At 63.1% G+C, this 4,833-nt stretch carries 4 protein-coding genes; 2 read left to right on the top strand and 2 right to left on the bottom strand.

From position 1 onward, the window contains the following. Positions 1-362 precede the first annotated feature (362 nt). Positions 363-1,730 carry a YhjD/YihY/BrkB family envelope integrity protein gene (locus tag VLR48_RS11010; protein WP_325291830.1) on the top strand — a complete coding sequence of 456 codons (1,368 nt, stop codon included), beginning with the start codon at positions 363-365 and terminating at the stop codon, positions 1,728-1,730. A 6-nt stretch (positions 1,731-1,736) separates the two neighbouring features. Continuing rightward, positions 1,737-3,611 carry an ATP-binding protein gene (locus VLR48_RS11005; RefSeq protein ID WP_325291829.1) on the top strand — a complete coding sequence of 625 codons (1,875 nt, stop codon included), beginning with the start codon at positions 1,737-1,739 and terminating at the stop codon, positions 3,609-3,611. Between the two features lie 7 nt (positions 3,612-3,618). On the opposite strand, the gene VLR48_RS11000 is transcribed toward VLR48_RS11005, so the two are convergent. Beyond that, positions 3,619-3,999, bottom strand: coding sequence for a hypothetical protein (locus VLR48_RS11000; protein ID WP_325291828.1), 381 nt, complete (start codon positions 3,997-3,999; stop codon positions 3,619-3,621). A gap of 200 nt (positions 4,000-4,199) precedes the next feature. Next, the coding region (locus tag VLR48_RS10995; RefSeq protein WP_325291827.1) for an alpha-E domain-containing protein at positions 4,200-4,833 on the bottom strand (634 nt) is incomplete at its 5' end.

The following is a 4,833-nucleotide window of genomic DNA, read 5'->3' as shown; positions in this document are numbered from 1 at the left end:
CGAACACGGGGGCGTGGATGTCGTCGGACATCGGCGTCAGGGTTTGCGGCTCGTCCGCGGTAAAGGCGGCGGACGAGGATAAGAGGGCCAGAGCCCCGACGAAGTTGCGGATAGAACGCATGGGTTTGCTCGTCGATGAGTGAAGGAATGTCGATGATCCGAAAACGTGATCGATTCCGACCGGTGCGCAGGGCCGGGGATCATCGGAACCTCGGGACTGCTGAGATGGAGAGGGCGCGAGCCGGCTTCAAGTCGGCGCGGCTGCGTGGGCATCTCGCGGCGACAAGGTGCAGCGACCCGATATAATGAGGCGACGGCAAGCGGCCGGAAGTGCCGTCCGACTCCTCCCCGAGAGAGCGCACATGAACCACGCCATGCCCGTGTCCGAGCGCATCGATGCACTGCTCTGGAGTCGTCGGCTCGAGACGATGCCGCCCTGGCAAGCCCTTCCGATCTGGCTCGGGCGTTTGATCTATGCGCTCGTCCGCGACCTGACGCAAGGCTATCTCTCGCTGCAGGCCATGAGTCTGGTCTATACGACCATCTTGGCCCTGGTGCCTCTGTTGGCGGTGACCTTCTCGGTGTTGAAGGGGTTCGGCGTCCACAATCAATTGGAGCCTCTGCTCCTGAAGGTGCTCGCGCCGCTCGGCGAGGGCGGTGTGGAGATCACCACCCAGATCATCGGCTTCGTCGACAACATGCGGGTGGGCGTCCTGGGGTCGGTCGGGCTCGCGCTGCTGATCTACACGGTCATCTCGCTGGTTCAGAAGATCGAGCAGGTCTTCAACTTCACCTGGCGCGTCTCCACGCAGCGCTCCTTCTCGCAGCGTTTCAGCAAGTATTTGAGCGTCATCCTCGTGGGCCCCGTGCTCTTTTTCTCGGCGGTCGGTCTCTCCGCCTCGCTCGGCGGGAATCCCTTCGTGCAATCGATCATCGAGGCAAAGCCGTTCGGACATGTCTGGCATGCGATGGGGCAGCTCGGTCCCTACACGATGATCTCGCTGACGTTCGCCTTCTTCTACGTCTTCGTGCCGAACACGCGGGTCCATATCCTCTCAGCGGTTGTCGGGGCACTCATCGCAGGGCTGCTTTGGGAGGTGATCGGGGGGATGTTCTCCTATTTCATGGCCAGCTCGACGCGCTTGATGGCCGTCTATTCGAGTCTGGCGATCCTGATCCTCTTCATGATCTGGATCTACATCGCCTGGTTGATCCTGCTGATCGGCGCAAGCATCGCCTTTTACCACCAGCACCCCGAGTATCTGAGGATCCGCTCGCGCGATCTGCAGTTGAGCAATCGACAGCGCGAGCGTTTGGCCTTGATCCTTGCCGGGCAAGTGGCCCGTCGCTACGAGTCGGGCGAGCCGCCTTGGAGCAGCGAGGAGCTTGCGCGGACCCTCGAGGTCCCCAAGACCAACGCCGAACGGATGTTGGGCGTGCTCGAGGACTCGGGGTTTCTGATTCGCACCGCCGGTGATTCACCGACCTTCGTCCCGGCGCGCGCAACCGACGCGATCTCGGTGAAGGCGATGCTCGACGCCGTGCGCTGTTTCGAAGAGCGCGAGAGCGGTTGTCGGGGCACCCTCCCGGACGGGGAGATCGGGCGGATCGAGCAGGGGATCGATCGGGCGATCGACGCGGCGCTCGGCGCCATGACGTTGCGTGACCTCGCCCGCGCACTCGAAGCGTCTGCGTCTTCCGCTCCGTTCGTCGATTCCGGGCAGAGCTGATCGATCATGCCGCGCCCCGGCATCGGTCTGCCCCGCGACCCCGCGACGGATGCACTGATCGAGGCGGATCTCACACGTCTCCTGTTCGAGCAGCTTCCCGCCAGTCTTGTCATCACCGCGGCGAATGCCCTGCTGGTTGCGGCGGCGATGAGCCTGGTCTCCTCGCCGGCCGGGGCCTGGACCTGGTTTGGCGCGCTGCTCGTGATCCTGATTGCCCGCGGGCTCCTGATGGTGCGCTATCGACGGGCCGGCGCGGCCCGATCGTCCGCCGATTGGACCCGTCGATTCGCGTTGGGTGCCGCCGCCACCGGGCTCGCCTGGGGCCTCTCGGTCTTCCTGCTCCCCAGCCATGAGTTGACCTACCAGGTCTTTCTCGGTTTCGTCATCTCCGGGATGGTCGCAGGAGCGATCCCGAGCTTGAGCGCCTGCTTGATCGCGTATCTCTCCTACATGCTCGGTGCGCTGGTGCCCTTTGCGCTGCGGATGATCGTGATCGGCGACGAGCTGGCCTTTACCTTCCTCGCGCTGATCCTGCTGTTCATCGTCTTCATGTGGCTGAACGCGCGTCGTTACCATCGCACCCTGCGCCATTCGCTCGAGCTGGGACACGTCAATCTCGATCTGATCGCCAGTTTGACGCGGGAAAAGGAGCGGATCGCCGCACTGAATCGGGATCTGAATCGCGAGATCGAGGAGCGGCGCGCGACCGAGGCGGCACTGGTGATCGCCAAGGAGCAGGCCGAATCGGCGAACATCGCCAAAGGGCAGTTCGTCGCCAACATGAGCCACGAGATCCGAACGCCCATGAACGGCGTGCTCGGCCTGCTGGAGATGCTCTCGCACGGGCGCTTGAGTGCCGAGCAGAAGGGGTTGGTCGAGGTGGCGCACTCCTCCGCGGAGAGTCTGCTCAATGTCATTAACGACATCCTGGATTTCTCCAAGATCGAGTCCGGGCGACTCGATCTCGAGCAGATCCCCTTCGATTTGCGTCGCCTCGTCGAGGATGTCGCCGGCCTCTTTACGGCCAGCGCGCGCAGCAAGCAGATCGAGCTGGTCTGCTTCGTGTCGCCGGGACTACCCGCCCGCGTGCTGGGCGATCCCCACCGTTTGCGCCAGATCTTGACCAACGTCTTGGGCAATGGGGTGAAGTTCTCGCTCTCGGGCGAGGTTGCGCTGCGTGTCGAGGTCTGCGCGCAGGAGGGCGAGCGCAGCCGAATCTGTTTCGAGATCTCGGACACCGGGATCGGCATGACGCCCGAGCAGCTCGAGCGTCTCTTCAAACCCTTCGTCCAGGCGGACGGCTCCACGACACGGCGTTTCGGCGGCTCGGGTCTCGGTCTGGCCATCAGCAAGGATCTGGTCGAGCTGATGGGTGGCGACATCCAGGTCGAGAGTACCTTCGGGCAGGGCTCGCGATTCCGCATCCGACTGCCGTTCGAGCACCAGCCGGGTACGGCCGAGCCGACGGATGACGCGGCGCCGATGCTCGATCGGACCTTCAAGGCGCGCCTGTTGCTGGCCGAAGACAATCCGGTGAACCAACAGGTGGCGATCGGGATGCTGAAGCGACTCGGCATCGAGCCGGAGTTGGTTCAGAACGGTGCCGAGGCGATCGAACGACTCGCGAGCGGGCGCTACGACGCCGTGTTGATGGATATGCAGATGCCGGTTCTCGACGGCCTCGGGGCGACGCGCCATTGGCGGGAGCGCGAGCATCGCGAAGGTCGTTTGCACACCCCCATCATCGCCATGACCGCCAACGCGATGGCCGCGGATCGGGATGCCTGTCTCGACGCGGGGATGGACGACTATCTCGCCAAGCCGGTCAAGCTCGCCGATCTGAGCGAGACCTTGGCGCGCTGGCTGCCCGTCGCGGACTGAGGGCGGATCAAGGGGTGGGCCCGTCGTTCGGAAAGAGCTCGCGATAGGCCGAGGCGTCGAAGACCGCCTCGATCCTTTGGATCCGGTCCTCATGCACGTGCGACCATTGTGCAGTCTCGATGGCGAGCTTCTCGGAGATCTGGATCCGATAGGTCATGAAATGGCAGATGTCCTCGCCGTCGACAAAGACCTTGCGGATCTCTCTGTCGATGATGATGCCGCTCGACACGGCGGCGTATTGGATGAAGTCATCCGCCCGATCGAACATCGCAATCGGACTTCGGTAGCAGAACCCAGTGTCGGCGAGAAGGCCGCGCATCGTCTCGTAGTCCCGCGCCAATTGGGCGGCAAGGTACGCATCCACGATCGACAGAGGGTCTGGGGTCACCGTTGGCTCCCGGTTCGGCGAGAACGAGCCGCCATGTTGCAGGGTTTTCCCCGAGGCGTCCAATCGAGACCTGTTGGCTTTCCGATTTGAGTGTTCGGGCGGCGGCGATCGGAGTTTGGAGGATGGGTTTCGCTGCGCTCTACCCATCCTACGTTCTACGTTGCTGGAAACCTGCATCGAGCTGCGGACGCGATTCAGCTTCAGTCCTGCGTTTGGGATTGTGTCTGCGTCTCCGGGGGCGGCGGGAACCAGGTCCGTGCCAGCTCTTCGTGCAGATCGCCGATCCCGACCTGAAGGTCGTCGATGAAGGCATGCAGCTGTTGTTGATTGAGTCGACGCGGCTCGGTCCCTTCGAGATTGCGCTTGAGCCTTCCCGCCACACGCAAGGCCGATTCGTTGCGCGGCAGCTTCGAAAGACTGGTCCGCAGCGCTTCGATGCAATGCACGACCGAGCGCGGAAACGCCTCGTTCTGAAAGAGAAAACGCAACACGGGTCCGCGCAGGACGCGAATCTGCTCGCTGCGCCGATAGGCCTGGTAGGCCGTCATGGATTTCAGCACGCTGACCCATTGGATGGTCTCGAAGGGCCGAAGCTCGGTCGCCTCCTCGGGAAGCAGATTGGCCGAGCGTACGTCGATGATGCGGGTGGTCATATCCGCACGTTCGAGAAAGCGCCCTAAGTGCAGGAAGTCGTAGCCCTGATCGTGCAGCATGGTACCCGAGAGCAGACCGTTGATGTTTTGGGCGCCCTGAATCACACGCTTCAGATAGGCGTGTCGACCGCCTTTCGTCATCCCCTTGGGGAGATCCTCGCGGGCGAACAGATAGATCTCG

The organism is Thiocapsa sp., assembly GCF_035467215.1.
Lineage (GTDB): Bacteria > Pseudomonadota > Gammaproteobacteria > Chromatiales > Chromatiaceae > Thiocapsa.
The sequence above is the reverse complement of the archived record's forward strand: the minus strand, read 5'-3'. Positions and strand labels throughout refer to the sequence as shown.